Source organism: Vibrio sp. V08_P9A1T1 (assembly GCF_963874405.1).
Classification (GTDB): domain Bacteria; phylum Pseudomonadota; class Gammaproteobacteria; order Enterobacterales; family Vibrionaceae; genus Vibrio; species Vibrio anguillarum.
Map to the genome: position 1 here is coordinate 1 of NZ_CAWNIB010000309.1, position 13,958 is coordinate 13,958.

The 13,958-nt window shown below is 46.5% G+C and carries 12 protein-coding genes; 10 read left to right on the forward strand and 2 right to left on the reverse strand.

Annotated elements, in window-relative coordinates; all coding sequences use genetic code 11:
• The first annotated feature begins 140 nt into the window (after positions 1 to 140).
• From AACT21_RS16025 to AACT21_RS16060, 8 genes are all read left to right on the forward strand, one after another.
• Entirely contained in the window at positions 141 to 851 is a 711-nt protein-coding gene (locus AACT21_RS16025) for a GntR family transcriptional regulator (RefSeq protein WP_026028009.1), read from the forward strand.
• Between the two features lie 113 nt (positions 852 to 964).
• Entirely contained in the window at positions 965 to 1,861 is an 897-nt protein-coding gene (gene prpB, locus AACT21_RS16030; protein WP_094163730.1) for a methylisocitrate lyase, read from the forward strand.
• A gap of 26 nt (positions 1,862 to 1,887) precedes the next feature.
• The gene (gene prpC / locus AACT21_RS16035) at positions 1,888 to 3,015 is read left to right on the forward strand and encodes a bifunctional 2-methylcitrate synthase/citrate synthase (RefSeq protein WP_088732352.1); all 1,128 of its coding nucleotides are present in this window, start codon (positions 1,888 to 1,890) and stop codon (positions 3,013 to 3,015) included.
• A 119-nt stretch (positions 3,016 to 3,134) separates the two neighbouring features.
• Positions 3,135 to 5,741, forward strand: coding sequence for a Fe/S-dependent 2-methylisocitrate dehydratase AcnD (gene acnD, locus AACT21_RS16040; protein WP_094163732.1), 2,607 nt, complete (start codon positions 3,135 to 3,137; stop codon positions 5,739 to 5,741).
• Complete coding sequence (gene prpF, locus AACT21_RS16045; protein ID WP_013856949.1) at positions 5,738 to 6,928, forward strand: 2-methylaconitate cis-trans isomerase PrpF; 1,191 nt, start codon at positions 5,738 to 5,740, stop codon at positions 6,926 to 6,928. The genes acnD and prpF overlap by 4 nt, the downstream gene beginning before the upstream one ends.
• A 27-nt stretch (positions 6,929 to 6,955) precedes the next feature.
• Positions 6,956 to 8,833, forward strand: a complete 1,878-nt coding sequence (locus tag AACT21_RS16050; protein ID WP_094163734.1) for a propionyl-CoA synthetase — start codon at positions 6,956 to 6,958, stop codon at positions 8,831 to 8,833.
• 224 nt (positions 8,834 to 9,057) lie between these two features.
• Positions 9,058 to 9,540, forward strand: coding sequence for a GNAT family N-acetyltransferase (locus AACT21_RS16055; protein ID WP_017046144.1), 483 nt, complete (start codon positions 9,058 to 9,060; stop codon positions 9,538 to 9,540).
• Positions 9,541 to 9,569: 29 nt separating this feature from the next.
• On the forward strand, positions 9,570 to 10,994 hold the full coding sequence (locus AACT21_RS16060; protein WP_094163736.1) for a bifunctional NUDIX hydrolase/phosphatase PAP2 family protein: 1,425 nt from the start codon (positions 9,570 to 9,572) through the stop codon (positions 10,992 to 10,994).
• A 58-nt stretch (positions 10,995 to 11,052) separates the two neighbouring features.
• Here AACT21_RS16060 and yidA read toward each other — a convergent pair whose 3' ends face one another.
• Positions 11,053 to 11,871, reverse strand: a complete 819-nt coding sequence (yidA, locus tag AACT21_RS16065) for a sugar-phosphatase (RefSeq protein ID WP_017046142.1) — start codon at positions 11,869 to 11,871, stop codon at positions 11,053 to 11,055.
• 192 nt (positions 11,872 to 12,063) lie between these two features.
• On the opposite strand from yidA, the gene queE reads away from it, so the two are divergent.
• On the forward strand, positions 12,064 to 12,714 hold the full coding sequence (gene queE, locus AACT21_RS16070) for a 7-carboxy-7-deazaguanine synthase QueE (protein WP_176430179.1): 651 nt from the start codon (positions 12,064 to 12,066) through the stop codon (positions 12,712 to 12,714).
• A gap of 10 nt (positions 12,715 to 12,724) precedes the next feature.
• Entirely contained in the window at positions 12,725 to 13,420 is a 696-nt protein-coding gene (gene queC, locus AACT21_RS16075; RefSeq protein WP_176430180.1) for a 7-cyano-7-deazaguanine synthase QueC, read from the forward strand.
• Positions 13,421 to 13,543: 123 nt separating this feature from the next.
• Here queC and AACT21_RS16080 read toward each other — a convergent pair whose 3' ends face one another.
• Entirely contained in the window at positions 13,544 to 13,894 is a 351-nt protein-coding gene (locus AACT21_RS16080; RefSeq protein WP_013856942.1) for a DUF2750 domain-containing protein, read from the reverse strand.
• Positions 13,895 to 13,958: the final 64 nt, after the last annotated feature.

The window sequence follows — 13,958 nt, forward strand, 5'->3', positions numbered from 1 at the left end:
AGTCTAATGTGTCGACAATTTTATTGATTATCGATGGTTTTATGGTCTATTTTAACAATAAGTTTTAATAATTGTTAACACATATAAGTGTGTGAGTGCTTTGCGTCTCAGCATGAATCCAACCTGTGAGCGATAACAAGATGAATAGTGCACTAACACTAAACAGTACTGATACAAAATCACACGCTGTTGAACGAGAAAAAGAGAACACCAAATCGGAAAACCTTACGGAGTATCTGATTGAGGCGATTGTTGAAGGGCGTATAGCACCGGGCAGCAAGATTTCAGAACCCGAACTCGCCAAACGTTTTCAAGTCAGCCGTGGGCCACTGCGTGAAGCGATAATGCGTGTGGAAGGCTTGGGGTTGATCGAACGTGTTTCACATGTGGGCGCGCGAGTCATTGAGTTGTCACCCGGTAAGTTGGTAGAGCTTTATGCAGTACGCGAAGCGTTAGAGGGTATGGCGGCAAGGTTAGCGGCGCGCAACATTTCGCCCTCTGAATTACAAGGGCTAGAGGCATTATTGTCGACACATTCGAATCATATTGAGCAAGTCGAAGGGGCTTCCTATTTTCATCAACACGGTGATTTTGACTTTCATTACCGCATCATCAAAGCCAGCCGTAATCATAAATTAGTGACTTTATTGTGTGATGAGCTCTATCACTTACTGCGCATGTATCGTTATCAATCGCCACGCTCACATTCACGTCCGAAGGAGGCGTTGGATGAGCACAAATACATTCTACAAGCGATCAAAAACGGCGATGAAGAACTGGCTGAGATGTTGATGCGACGCCATATTTCGGGCAGTCGAATCTTGATTGAACAGCAGATAGTAAAAGAGTAAGCCACAGGGCTGTGGGTAGAAAATAATCATGCCTGCAATGAAGCAAACCAAGAACCACGCATAGAGCGGCCTTGAATAAGGGCGATAACCAAGCGACTGATTAGGAGAATCTCATGAGCTTAAGTCAGGGGGCGAAATTTAGACTCGCTGTTCAACAAAATGATCCACTGCAGATTGTCGGCACGATCAATCCCTATTGCGCAATGATGGCCAAACGTTTAGGCCACCAAGCCATTTATCTGTCGGGTGGTGGCATCGCTAACGCTTCGTATGGTTTGCCCGATTTAGGTATCACCACATTAAATGATGTGCTGTTGGATGTTGAGCGCATCACCAATGCGTGTGATTTGCCTTTGTTGGTGGATATTGATACCGGTTTTGGCGGCGCATTTAGCATTGCTCGCACTATCAAAGCGATGGAAAAAGCGGGCGCTGCTGCCGTGCATATGGAAGATCAAGTTGCGCAGAAACGCTGCGGGCACCGCCCTAATAAAGCGATCGTCAGCCAGCAAGAGATGGTTGACCGCGTTAAAGCTGCGGTAGATGCACGAGTGAACCCAGAGTTTGTGATCATGGCGCGCACCGATGCGTTAGCGGTGGAAGGCATTGATAGCGCCATTGAACGTGCCATTGCTTGCGTGCAGGCCGGAGCCGATATGATTTTCCCCGAAGCGATGACCACTCTTGAGCAGTACGATCGTTTCTCCACCGCGTTAAGCGCAGCTTGTGGTAAGTCAGTGCCGATTTTAGCCAACATTACTGAGTTTGGGCAGACGCCGCTCTACCCATGTGCAGAACTTGCTCAAGTGAAAGTGGATATGGTGCTTTACCCATTGAGCGCGTTTCGTGCGATGAATAAAGCGGCTGAGAATGTCTATCGCCATTTATTAGAGCAGGGCAACCAACAAGCTTTGCTCGATAGCATGCAAACCCGTAGCGAGCTGTATGACTATCTCAATTACCACGATTACGAAGATAAGCTCGACGAGCTTTTTTCATCAAAGGAATAATAAAAACAAAGGAAAAGGAGTTCAACATGTCAAACGCACCACTGGGCGGCGCAGGTCTACGCGGTCAAAGCGCGGGAGTCACCGCTTTATGTACTGTCGGAAAAACTGGGACGGGTCTAACTTATCGAGGTTATGACATCACCGATCTTGCCAACCATGCACAGTTTGAAGAGGTCGCTCATCTGTTATTGATTGGCCATTTACCTAATCAAAGTGAACTTGACCAGTACAAAACCCGCTTAATGGGATTACGAGGTTTACCGCAGCCGTTAAAAGCCGCGCTAGAGCTGCTGCCAGCCAGTACACATCCAATGGACGTAATGCGCACTGGCTGTTCAGTTTTAGGCAACCTTGAAACTGAGCACAGTTTTGCTGAGCAGTTGAGTGCGACCGAACGGATGTTGGCACTTTTCCCCGCTATTATCTGTTATTGGTATCGTTTCAGCCACCAAGGCATCCGGATTGAGACTGAAGATCAAAGCGAAGCATGCATTGGTGGCTACTTCTTAAAAATGCTGACAGGAAAAGCACCGAGCGAGCTGCACAAGCAGGTGATGCATTGCTCATTGATTCTGTACGCAGAGCATGAGTTTAATGCATCAACGTTTGCCGCGCGCGTCTGTGCTTCTACGCTGTCAGATATTCACTCTTGCGTAACCGGGGCGATTGGCACACTGCGTGGCCCGTTGCATGGTGGAGCCAATGAAGCGGCGATGGCGATGATTGAACGCTGGCAAACACCGGACGAAGCTGAGGCCAATATTCTGCAAATGTTGGCTAATAAAGACAAAATTATGGGCTTTGGTCATGCTATTTATCGTGAAAGTGACCCGCGTAACGCATTGATCAAACGTTGGTCAAAAGCGTTATCTGAAGCGGTGGGTGACACGCATTTGTACGCGGTATCAGAACGTGTTGAAGCGGTGATGAAACGTGAGAAAGGCCTATTTTGTAATGCGGATTTCTTCCACGCTTCGGCCTACCATTTTATGGGTATCCCTACGCCATTATTTACCCCTATTTTTGTGATGAGTCGATTAACTGGCTGGGCCGCTCATGTGTTTGAACAGCGCGCTAATAACCGAATTATTCGCCCAAGTGCCGATTATGACGGTCCTGAACATCAAGAGTGGATACCAATAGAGCAGCGTTAATGGGATGAAATCAAGCCATGCTCCTTTGGTGTATGGTTTGATGGTAGGTAAAACCTAGCTCGCTAGACGATGTTTTGAATAGACAATGTTTCGAATAGACAGTTTTATGGGTGGAATTGATGAGTCATCAAACGATCAACAGCCAATACAAAAAAGTATTACCAGCGACCGCGCTGGAGTATTTTGATGCACGACAAGCGGTCAATGATATCCAAGCCGGAGCGTATGATCGGCTACCTTACACCTCACGAATACTGGCGGAAAACTTAGTCCGCCGCTGTGAGCCGCACACATTGGTTGATTCGCTGAAACAGCTGATTGAGCGTAAGCGCGATCTCGACTTCCCGTGGTATCCGGCGCGTGTGGTGTGCCACGACATTTTAGGGCAAACCGCTTTAGTGGACTTGGCGGGGTTAAGAGACGCGATCGCTCAGCAAGGCGGTGATCCATCCAAAGTAAACCCTGTGGTGGAAACGCAACTGATTGTCGATCACTCACTCGCGGTTGAACATGCTGGCTTCGAAGCTGACGCGTTTGAAAAAAACCGTGCGATTGAAGATCGCCGCAATGAAGATCGCTTTCACTTCATCGAATGGTGCAAAACCGCCTTTGAAAATGTCAGCGTTATTCCGGCGGGTAATGGCATCATGCACCAGATTAACTTAGAAAAAATGTCGCCCGTCATCCAAGTGAAAAACGGCTTAGCATTTCCAGATACTTGTGTCGGTACTGACAGCCATACTCCTCATGTCGATTCATTAGGCGTGCTGGCGATTGGCGTCGGTGGGTTAGAAGCCGAAACAGTGATGTTAGGTCGGCCTTCAATGATGCGTCTGCCCGATATTGTCGGCGTTAAACTAACTGGTCAACGCCAAGCGGGGATCACTGCGACCGACATTGTGCTTGCCATTACGGAGTTCTTGCGAAATCAGCGCGTGGTGTCTTGTTATCTGGAGTTTTTCGGAGAAGGCGCTCGCGCATTGACGATTGGCGATCGTGCAACGCTTTCCAATATGACACCTGAATATGGTGCAACCGCAGGTATGTTCTATATTGATGAGCAAACCATCAACTATCTCAAACTCACGGGTCGAGACGCACAGCAAGTAGCCTTGGTTGAACAGTACGCTAAGCAAACCGGCTTATGGGCCGATGATTTGATTGAAGCGCAATACGAACGGGTGCTGGAGTTTGATCTCTCAAGTGTACAGCGCAATTTAGCCGGGCCTTCGAATCCTCATCGCCGTTTGCCGACAAGCGAACTGACCGAGCGCGGTATTGCGGGGGCGTGGCAAACCAAAGAAGGCGAATTACCTGATGGCGCAGTGATCATCGCCGCCATTACTTCGTGCACCAATACCAGTAATCCGCGCAATGTCGTGGCCGCCGCGTTGCTGGCGAAAAAGGCCAATCAATTGGGTTTGGTTCGCAAACCTTGGGTCAAAACCTCTTTTGCACCGGGCTCAAAGGTAGCCAAACTTTATTTAGAGGAAGCCGGCCTGCTGCCTGAACTAGAACAGCTCGGTTTTGGCATCGTCGCTTATGCATGCACTACCTGTAATGGTATGAGTGGCGCGCTTGATCCTAGGATTGAGCAGCAAATCATTGAACGCGATCTCTATACGACGGCTGTGCTATCAGGTAACCGAAACTTTGATGGCCGCATTCATCCCTATGCGAAACAGGCTTTTCTTGCCTCTCCGCCATTGGTGGTGGCGTATGCACTTGCGGGTACGATTCGTTTTGATATTGAAAAAGACGCGTTGGGAATAGATGCGCAAGGCAAGCCGATTTACCTCAATGACTTATGGCCAACCGATGAAGAGATCGATGATGTGGTGGCGCGCCATGTTAAGCCCGAACAGTTCAAACAAATCTACATTCAGATGTTTAAATTAGATGAGCACATGGCCAAACAAAAGCCACTTTATGATTGGCGCCCCATGAGCACTTATATCCGTCGTCCGCCTTATTGGGAAGGTGCGTTAGCGGGTGAACGTCGGTTGTCAGCCATGCGACCTTTGGCGATTTTAGGTGACAACATCACTACGGATCATTTATCGCCATCGAACGCTATTTTAGCGACCAGTGCCGCTGGGGAATATTTGCTCAAAATGGGCGTTCCGGAGCAAGATTTTAACTCCTATGCCACGCATCGTGGTGACCATCTGACCGCGCAACGCGCCACTTTTGCTAACCCCAAACTGTTCAATGAGATGGTGCAAGAGGAGGGCAAAGTAAAGCAAGGCTCGTTGGCGCGTATTGAACCTGAAGGCTTGGTTACCCGCATGTGGGAAGTGATAGAGACTTATATGGATCGTAAGCAGCCATTGATCATTATTGCTGGGGCCGATTATGGGCAAGGTTCGTCACGTGATTGGGCGGCGAAAGGTGTACGTTTGGCGGGAGTTGAAGCCATTGTTGCCGAGGGGTTTGAACGGATCCATCGCACGAATTTAGTCGGGATGGGTGTTCTGCCACTGCAATTTAAAACGGGAACGGACCGCCACACACTTAAACTCGATGGTACTGAGCTTTATGATGTGGTTGGAGATATTAAGCCGGGCATCGACTTAACCTTGGTGATCACTCGTACGCAAGGCGCAAATAAGGGCGAACAGCAGAAGGTTACGGTGACTTGTCGTTTAGACACGGCTGATGAAGTCAGTGTGTATCAGGCTGGTGGCGTATTGCAGCGTTTTGCGCAAGATTTTCTGGCTCAATGACGCTAAGGATAAAGGAGTATCAGGTGAGTAACTCATTAAAAATTCCGGCGATGTATATGCGCGGCGGCACCAGTAAGGGTGTGTTTTTTCGGCTTGAAGATTTACCCAAAGAGGCTCAGCAAGCGGGAGAGGCGCGAGATCAACTGCTGTTGCGTGTTATTGGTAGCCCCGATCCTTATGGCAAACAAATTGATGGCATGGGCGGCGCAAGTTCTAGCACCAGCAAAGCCGTGATTCTCTCTAAAAGTGAGCAAGCCGATCACGATGTGGATTATTTGTTCGGCCAAGTTTCGATAGACAAAGCGTTCGTAGACTGGAGCGGCAACTGCGGTAACCTTTCTGCGGCGGTAGGGCCATTTGCGATTCACAGCGGTTTTATCGACCCAGAACGGATCCCTAATAACGGTGTAGTAACGGTTCGCGTTTGGCAAGCCAACATTGGCAAAACCATTCTCATCCATGTGCCAATTGAGCAGGGTGAAGTGCAAGAGTGTGGTGATTTCGAACTTGATGGGGTGACTTTTCCCGCCGCCGAAATTGCGGTTGATTTTCTCGATCCTGCCGATGATAGCGGTGTGATGTTCCCAACCGGAAATGTGCTCGACCAACTGCAAATCCCCGGCATGGGAACCTTGAATGCAACGCTCATTAATGCGGGCATTCCGACGATTTTTATCGATGCACACGACATCGGTTATCAAGGTACTGAGCTGCAAGAGGCGATCAACAATGATGATCATGCCTTGGCGATGTTTGAATCGATTCGCGCTTATGGCGCTGTGAAAATGGGTTTGATTGAGCATATTGAACAAGCCCAACTGCGCCAACATACGCCTAAAGTAGCGTTTGTGGCAAAAGCGCAATCCTATTTGTCATCCAGTGGTAAAGCGGTATCGGCGAACGATGTCGATATTGTGGTGCGCGCTCTGTCTATGGGAAAACTGCATCATGCGATGATGGGAACGGCCGCCGTGGCTATCGCTTCAGCGGCCAGTGTCCCTGGAACGTTAGTGAATATGTTGGCGGGCGGTGGAGCAAAAGAATCGGTCACTTTTGGTCATCCATCCGGTACGCTGAAAGTGGGCGCTAAAGCCGTTTTACGAGAGGGTCATTGGGGAATAGAGAAAGCCAGTATGAGCCGCAGCGCGCGGGTGTTAATGGAAGGTTGGGTGCGAGTCCATCGTTAAGCCTCAAATCATGTTAAGGGAAATGTTATGTCGGCATATTTAAAGGAATATCAATGGGCTCAATCTGAACCTGAATCATTTTGGCAGGCTCAAGCTCGGCAGATTGAGTGGTTTGAGTTTCCCCAAACTATCTTACAAAAAGATGAGCATGGCATTGAACGCTGGTTTACCGATGGTGTACTCAATACCTGTTGGTTGGCGCTAGATTTCCATTGTGAACAGGGGCGAGGTGAGCAAACCGCGCTGATTTATGATTCCCCAGTGACCGGAAGAAAGCGTCAATACAGCTATACACAATTACGAGATCAGGTAGCGAAAGTGGCGGGAATGCTGGCAATGCAAGGTGTTGCTAAAGGCGATCGGGTGATCATTTATATGCCAATGATCCCGGAAGCAGTGATGGCGATGCTCGCTTGTGCACGGCTTGGCGCGATTCACTCTGTCGTTTTTGGCGGTTTTGCACCCAATGAATTAGCGGTACGTATTGAAGATGCTGAACCGAAAGTGATTATGACGGCATCTTGCGGTATCGAAATCAATAAGATTTTACCCTACAAACCTTTAGTTGACCGTGCCATTTTAGACAGCAAATGGAAGCCGGAAAAAGTGGTGGTGTTACAACGCTCGGAGTATGTGGCTGACTTAAATAATGAGCGAGATCTAGAGTGGAATCGAGCCGTTAAAGAAGCGCCGCCACATGATTGTGTGCCGGTTTTGGCGACCGATCCGCTTTATATTCTTTACACATCAGGTACGACAGGCAAACCTAAAGGGGTGGTGCGCGACAACGGTGGTCATGCAGTCGCGATGAAGTACTCCATGTCAACCATCTACAATATGCCTCAACAAGGTGTTTTTTGGGCTGCGTCGGACGTGGGGTGGGTAGTCGGTCACTCTTACATTGTTTATGCGCCCTTGATTCACGGTTGCACCACTATTTTGTATGAAGGTAAACCGGTGCGCACACCCGATCCGGCTGCATTTTGGCGAGTGTGCCAAGAGTATAAGGTGGACGTACTGTTTTCTGCGCCAACCGCCTTTCGCGCCATCAAAAAAGAAGATCCCAATGGCGATCTACTCAAACATTATGATTTATCCACTTTAACCACTATTTTTATGGCCGGAGAACGTCTTGACCCGCCGACACTTGAATGGGTAGAGCAGCACACTAAAAAGCCAGTAGTTGACCATTGGTGGCAAACCGAAACCGGTTGGGCGATTGCTGGAAATCCGATAGGGCTTGAGTCAATGCCAATTAAAGCGGGGTCAGCAACGAAACCGATTCCCGGTTATCAGGTTGAGATTCTCAATGAGCTAGGTGAAGTGATGCCCGCCAATCAACAAGGGTTTGTGGCGTTGAAACGCCCCTTACCACCAAGTTGTTTAGCGACGGTATGGCGTGATCACGAACGATTTGAGTCCGGTTACCTTGCTCAATTTGACGGTTACTATGTTTCTGGTGATGGTGGCTATTTGGATGAAGAGGGTTATCTCTTCATCATGGGGCGAATTGATGATGTGATAAACGTTGCAGGCCATCGTTTATCTACGGGGGAGATGGAAGAAATCGTCGGTGCTCATCCTGCGGTTGCCGAATGTGCTGTAGTCGGAGTGTATGACGAGCTGAAAGGGCAGTTGCCGCTAGGGTTGGTGGTACTCAAAGATGGCGTTAAGGTGGATGAGCGCGAGTTGGAACAAGAACTTGTTAACAAAGTGCGCAGTGAAATTGGTGCGGTAGCGTGCTTTAAGCATGCGTTAATTGTTGATCGTTTACCCAAAACGCGCTCTGGTAAAATTCTGCGTCGCGTCATTCGACAAATTGCCGATGGCGAAGAGTATGCTGTCCCTTCAACAATTGATGACCCAATGAGCTTGAGTGAGTTAGAAAAAGCGCTCCATCACTAGCGGCTACCCTATAGTTGACGATTAATCGAGGCGCCTCAGATGAATGAGGCGTTTTTATTGCCAATTTGCAATCCGCATTTTATTTGTTTCTCTTAGTTCATCTGTCTTAGTTCTAAGACGAAATTAGCGCTCAATCGACCAAAAACGCTACGCATGAAGATATATTTTTTAATCACTATCTTATAGAATCACTGCCAAAGCTTTATTCATTCAGAGCGCGAAATATGTCGTTAGTTATCATAACTCCTGCTTGTGATCGTGATTTACCGCAACTGAATCAGTTGATGTATGACCTTCATCATGAGCATCACCTTGCTTGCCCTGAGCATTTCAAAACAGCAGAAGAGATTGAACAAGAAAAAAGTATTGCTCGTTATTTAGATGATCCGGAATGTTTGGTTTACGTTGCCAAAATAGACAGTCAAATTGTGGGATTTATATCGGGTCACTTTTGCGAGTTAATTTCAAGCGTGAGCAAAGCGGTACCAATGGGCAGTATTGATGAGCTTTACGTTGAGCCACAATATCGTCAGCAGCATATCGCACAGCAGCTGTTTCAAAAAATGGAGCAGACATTAAAAGAGTACGGTATTACCCAAGTATTTGTCGAAGTGTGGGATTTTAACCAAGGAGCGCAATCTTTTTATCAACGTTCTGGTTTCTCATCGCATATACATTGGTTAAGAAAGTCAATCGATAGCAAGTAATTCGATAATAATAATCATGGATTTTTAATGTGTTAAAACAGTTTTCATTGTTGAGTGTCTGTTTGCTGTCGTTGTTCTGGTCAAGTGTTGGTGTCGCTCAACAACCCGTAACGCTACCAGATAATATTCGTGGTGCTCTATGCCTAGTTAAAGCCGATCATAAGATCGTGCTCGTTAACGAGGTGATCACCAAGCAGATTTCATTGCCAGGAGGGACGATATCTCCCGGTGAATCTCCAGAATTGGCCGCGCAAAGAGAAACATGGGAAGAAACGGGCCTTGTTGTAACGGTAGGGCGCACGTTGGGGTATACGGATACGGCTGTCGTTTACAGCTGTCGCAGTGATTCCGATGTGATTGCTTTTGAGTCAAAAAATAGCCGTAATGGACATGAGTTGCCTATTTGGTTTGCTCCTCATTATGGTGTCGAGGTTGCTAGCGCAATGCTGATCGATCCGTATCGTATTGATGCAAGTCAGTATCGTTACCCTGAGCAATGGGATCGGATCAAAACCATGTATCAAGAAGCGGATAGTCAACCCGTGATTTATGTAGAGAATCTGGTTTCTGCTGCGCCTCGGTTTCACCAAATCGAATTAGGCTGGATGATGAAATTGCAGAATACGGTCGCGGAATGGCCGTATACGCTGAGTTCGTCGATTTATCAAATCGCAGTATGGATCACCAAATTGACGGATCCTTTATTGCTGATAGTTTTATTTCCAGTGATTGCCTGTTATCTGGGTAAAGAGTCTGTTTATAAGATATTTTTTGTGGTTACCGTGAGTTCATTATTGTCATTGGTGGCTCAGCAAGGATTTGCATTACCAAGACCTCATGCTTATATACCATTGTTGGAACTTTGCCAAAGTTACGGGTACGGTTTTCCAAGTTTACCGATTGCAGTTTGGTTTGGTGTAGGGATATCACTATTGCGAGCTTTTGATCATCTCGATTTCAACCGAATGTTTGTGGGTTTTATCGTGTTGATGGGGCTATTAATGTTGGCCAAATTCTATATTGGGGAAGCCTTCATCAGCGATATGGTGATAGGTGGATTGTTGGGCGCTCTGGTCGCGTGGCATATTGTTCGTTTAGATGAACAATCTTATACCGACGTCAGAACACTGCTGGGTTCGCGTGGGGTATGGTGGGGTTTAACGATCACGGTTGCACTGCTGGTTATGATCTGGCCCTTGCCTAGTTTCACCGCTTGGTTAGCCATTTTGCTGACGGCATCGGCTTTAGTTATGACAAAGGGCACTGAACCACTACACATCACTCTTCAACGAATGTGGCTGCTGATCATTTTGTTATTAGCACTCAATCAAGTGGTGTTATTTGGTGCCACGCTCGTTTCATACAGCAGTATTTTCTCTTTAATGGTTGAGACGCTCCGCTTGCCACTACTCATGCTCATCTTTGCATGGTTCATGAGAAAATGCTGTGCTTAACCTGGTTGTTTAGTCAACATCCCGATTAAAGACGCCTCGACTGAGGCGTCTTTAATGCCTATTCGTGAGACTCACCGAGTACAAATTTTTCTATAGCAACTGCCACACCATCGTCGTCGTTACTGAGTGTAATATAGTCGGCTAGCTGCTTCGTTTGTTCCATCGCATTTGCCATTGCAATTCCAAGTCCTGCGTATTGCAGCATGTGATGATCATTTTCAGCATCTCCCATACAAATAATGTGTTTAGCCTCGATCCCCAAGTGCTCGGCAATCGCTTTGACACCGACGCCTTTATTACTCTGTGTGTTTAAGAATTCAAGAAAGAATGGTGCACTTTGTACAATGGTAAACTGCTGATAGAGTTCCGGAGGAAGTTGTTCAATGGCTTTCTGTAGCAAGCTCGGCTCTGCCACAATCATTGCTTTGATGATGGGATGATCATCTTCAAGCTGTTCAAAATCCATTTCCGTGATCGGCAGTCCGTTGATTCTTGCTTCAAGCTCGGTATATTCACTGATTTTAGGCGTGATCAGACCATGAACTTGGCTAAAGGCGTGCGTATTCACGTTAAGTTGGTTAGCAAGGTTAGCGACTAATTTTGCAGAGCGGCCATCGATAATTTTGTGATGAATAATTTCACCACTGCCAATGTTTTGAACCATTGAGCCGTTGTAGTAAAGGACAAAATCCTCATTTGAGTTTAAATGCAGTTCTTGCAACTTATCGCGCATGCCATCAATGGGACGTCCAGACGCCAGCACCACTTTTACGCCTTTTTCACGAGCTTTGGCTATAGCCTGTTTTGTTCTGGCTGTGATCTGTTTTTGGCTATTGAGAAGAGTACCGTCCATATCTAAAGCGATGAGTTTATACATGACTTACCTAAATTAAGTGAAGAAGAAAGCCAGCAGCTTATGCAAGTTGAGATGTGATCGCCACTGATTTAGTCAAATTTTTACGCACGTGATGGGTTTAGTTTGACCTAAGGCAAGGCATCTATTAAGGTCAGCGACCTGCATTTTTTGATATTGAGTTAGGCTGAGTTTACGTTGTACAAAATTAATGAAATGTTTGAGACCATTCAAGGTGAAGGCGTGCATACCGGCGTTCCTGCGGTTTTTATTCGTTTGCAAGAATGCCCAGTGGGATGCGCTTGGTGCGATACAAAGCAGACGTGGGATGCAACGCCGCAAGATGAACGCCCAATCAATGATGTGCTAGCCAAAACCCAAGATAGCCCAACTTGGTGCTCAGTCAGTGCAGAAGAGATGGTGTCGCTCTATAAAACACAGGGTTATCATGCTAAACATATTGTAATTACGGGCGGTGAACCGTGTATTTATGATCTGCGTCCACTTGCGCAAGCATTTGAGGCAATCGGATGTCACATTCAAATTGAAACCAGCGGCACATTCCCGGTTCAAACCTCGGTAAATACATGGGTGACAGTGTCACCAAAAGTTGCAATGAAGGGCAAACTGCCTGTACTCGATTCAGCTCTGTTAAGAGCAAATGAGATCAAGCACCCCGTCGCAACGGCTAAAGATATTGAACAGCTAGATACGTTATTGCTGCGAGCGCAAGTTCCTGATTCAACAGTGATTGCTTTACAGCCTATTAGTCAGAAAGAGCGGGCAACTCAATTGTGCATTGAAACATGCATTGCGAGGAACTGGCGTTTATCGATTCAAACGCATAAATATTTAAGTATTGCCTGAGGAGAGGAAAATGAAAAAAGCCGTTGTGGTATTTAGTGGTGGCCAAGATTCAACAACCTGTTTGGTTCAGGCATTAAAAGAGTTTGATGAAGTGCACGCCATCACCTTTGATTATGGCCAACGCCATAAACTCGAGATTGAGGTTGCCAGCACCTTAGCGAAAAAGTTAGGTGTAGCTGCACATAAAGTCATGAATGTTAGCTTACTCAATGAGTTGGCGATCAGTTCACTCACTCGTGACGATATTCCAGTATCACACGAGTTACAAGAGAATGGGTTACCGAACTCGTTTGTGCCGGGGCGTAACATTCTGTTTTTGACCCTTGCGGGTATTTACGCGTATCAAATAGGCGCAGATGAGGTGATTACTGGTGTTTGTGAAACAGACTTTTCTGGCTATCCGGATTGCCGAAATGATTTTGTTAAAGCGATGAACATTGCTTTGGTGCAAGGGATGGATCGCCCATTCAACATTCGTACTCCTTTAATGTGGCTAAACAAAGCAGAAACTTGGGCATTGGCGGATCAACATGATGCTCTCGAACTCATAAGACACGAAACACTGACTTGTTATAACGGTATTATTGGTGATGGTTGTGGCGATTGCCCATCATGTGAGCTACGTAAAGCGGGTTTAAACGATTATTTAGTAAACAAAGCGTTGGTGATGAATGCGCTTCACCAAAAGCAAACTGTAACTTTATGATGTATCTAATAATCAACGTATAGATCAAGTGAAATTTAAACGGGTGTTCTAGTGTTTGCGAATGGAATAGCGTGCAAATAGAACACCCATTATTTAGCTCAAGGTACTAAATAGTTCAAGGTACTAAAGGTACATTTTGGCCAAATCTGCAGGTTCTACTTCTTTACCTTCTAAGCTTGCATTCCAGTTGGTGCCAATTAATACACCATCTTCATCAAGGGTAATCAACCAATCTTCTACGAAAATATCGAGAGGGATTTCTAACACTTCGAAGTCAGACCACTCTTCAACGTTGTGAGTTTGTGCATCTTCTTTGGTTGACCAAAAGGGCATAACTTCACTACTTTCAAATTCTGTCGAGTCGCATGCCAGCCAACCATCTTCATTTTTTAAGCCCCATACTAGTTGGGTCTCTTTTGTTTGTTCAATAAACAATTCTAAGTTTGCTTGAAGGTCAGCAGTTAATTTGCTCATTATCTTTATCTCATAAGGTGATGACGCGCAAGGATAGCATTTTGTGCTAGTAAACTCATTACAA